This is a genomic window from Vibrio sp. SG41-7 (assembly GCF_014164465.1).
Classification (GTDB): domain Bacteria; phylum Pseudomonadota; class Gammaproteobacteria; order Enterobacterales; family Vibrionaceae; genus Vibrio; species Vibrio splendidus.
In genome coordinates, this window is sequence record NZ_JACJFF010000199.1 from 1 (window position 1) to 2,317 (window position 2,317).

The 2,317-nt window shown below is 42.7% G+C and carries 1 protein-coding gene; it reads left to right on the forward strand.

The genetic code is table 11. The annotated features are described in order from the left end of the window. Nucleotides 1-1,403: 1,403 nt before the first annotated feature. Nucleotides 1,404-2,317 (forward strand): Ig-like domain-containing protein (locus H5300_RS25350; RefSeq protein WP_259397945.1); only part of this gene is annotated, 914 nt, incomplete at its 3' end.

The window sequence follows — 2,317 nt, forward strand, 5'->3', positions numbered from 1 at the left end:
TATACGTTATACGTTATACGTTATACGTTATACGTTATACGATTTCCGCTGACGTGATTTAGGTGAATTTAAACGAGGTAAGGGGGTAAGTATTTGTGTGTGATAACACTACCATCATTAAACAGATCAGAGGCGAGGTCTACGAGAAGAAAGCTGAAAAGATGATAGAAAATATGTCCGAGCATCGCACGTCGGCTAAGGCTTTTCTCTCTTGCCTTTATGAAAATTAAGGTTTTTATCAAGCGCTTATCAGTTAAGGTCATCAAGATGTCTGAATTTTGTTTCGATATTCCGGTCGTTCTCGGCATTCAAGCGGGTCGTGTTTTGAGACGAGCTACGTCTTTTTCGGTACAGCCATATGATCGAGTGTGCACGTTGATGCCCTTTGCGACAAGCAGTGTTTCCTGAGCGTGAGTTGCTCTACTTTAGATAAATTGCAAGTTCCAATATAAAATACAAACACTTAGAAAATAATAATTAAGTAAGTCTAATTGAGCAGGTTGAAATCAAGTTTGAGCCCGCTCTGGTAAACTTAATGGGGGCAGATCCTAGCTAGACATTGACCTTCTGAGCTTGTCACTTTGGGCAAAAAGTAAAAATAGAGTAAAGCAAATGATGGCAAGTCCTGAAGATATTCCCAGTATAAATAAGCTTTCTTCATATATCAGAGGTAAGGCTATTGATAAAAAAGCGAGCATGACAACAAATAATTCACACCCTGCCCCGAAAATAGGACGCTGATGACGAAATACAGCCCATTGATAAACCATTGTTGATAACCTCCTTACAGCCGAGCTTAGTTACTATCTTGAGTTAAAATACGTTAAGGTCAATTTTGTTTCCGCTTTAGACTCGGGAACCGACTTAGGTAACTTTTGAACTACCTCTCTATTTTAAATATAACAATATCCTCTTACACGGAAAGTGATTTTAATATTATTTATGTGTAATTAATTTATAGGACCTCATTGGAAGTTTGGCGCTTAATAATTAAATTAATACCAACCCACAACCTAAGCTGACTATCATTAGCTCAATACAGTCAACCAAATTAATTTTTATCAAGAGAAAAGTTATGGGTAGCTTACCGCACTTATTCTGTTTGCTTTGAGCTCAGCCACTTACCGTTTCTATATCAGCCCAAAAGGTCAGAGAACCACGCTTAATGATTGATTGGTTGTCTTACTTCCAGTTGGTTGTCTTGTAACAAAAATTAAGTATAGCTACGAGATATAATAAAAATGATTAAACTATATTCACTTGTATTATTTTTTCTTTCCTCATTATTCTTGACAGGTTGTAATTTAGAATCATCAGAAGAAGTTGTAAAAACAAAGTTAACCTTAGAAAGGATCGATATTAGCGTATCCTCAACAATAACTTATGGAACAAGTCGGTTAATCTTGGCCAAAGGTAACAAACAAGCATTCATCGCCACAGGTTATTACTCAGATGGATCCTCAAAGGTACTCGCAGATTTAAGCTTAAGCGCTTGGCGTACAAGTAACGAGGAGATTGGTTTTTTTTCTAAACCGGGCGTATTTTCAACGGGGAATACAACTGGGGAGGTCGCTGTTTATCTAACTAAAGACGGCGTCACCAGTAATACTGTGGATGTCGAGGTCACCAACGCTGCCATCACTTCAATCACCGTTACCCCTTCAGCGGTCTCCGTCGTGGCAGGTCAGAGACAACAGTTACTCGCGACAGCCACCTACAGTGATGGTACCTCATCAGATGTGAGTGATTCCGTCACTTGGACGTCGGATGATCTGAGTACCGCGACAGTAACGCCGACAGGCTTTATGTCTGGCGTCAATGTCGGCCAAACAACGATAACCGCCACTAAAGACGGCGTCACCAGTAACACAGTGAGCGTGGAGATCAGCGCTGCGTTCATCACCGCGATTTCGGTCACACCGCCTTCGGTTTCCGTCGTGGAAGGTCAGAGACAACAGTTACTCGCGACAGCCACCTACAGTGATGGTACCTCATCAGATGTGAGTGATTCCGTCACTTGGACCTCTGACGAGCCACAGACAGCCACGGTCACCCCTACTGGTGTGTTATCGGGGAACGCTGTCGCCAACACGACTGTTACAGCCTTCAAAGATGGCGTCACCAGTAACACAGTGAACGTGGAGATCAGCGCTGCGTTCATCACCGCGATTTCGGTCACACCGCCTTCGGTTTCCGTCGTGGCAGGTCAGAGACAACAGTTACTCGCGACAGCCACCTACAGTGATGGTACCTCATCAGATGTGAGTGATTCCGTCACTTGGACGTCGGATGATCTGAGTACCGCGACAGTAACGCC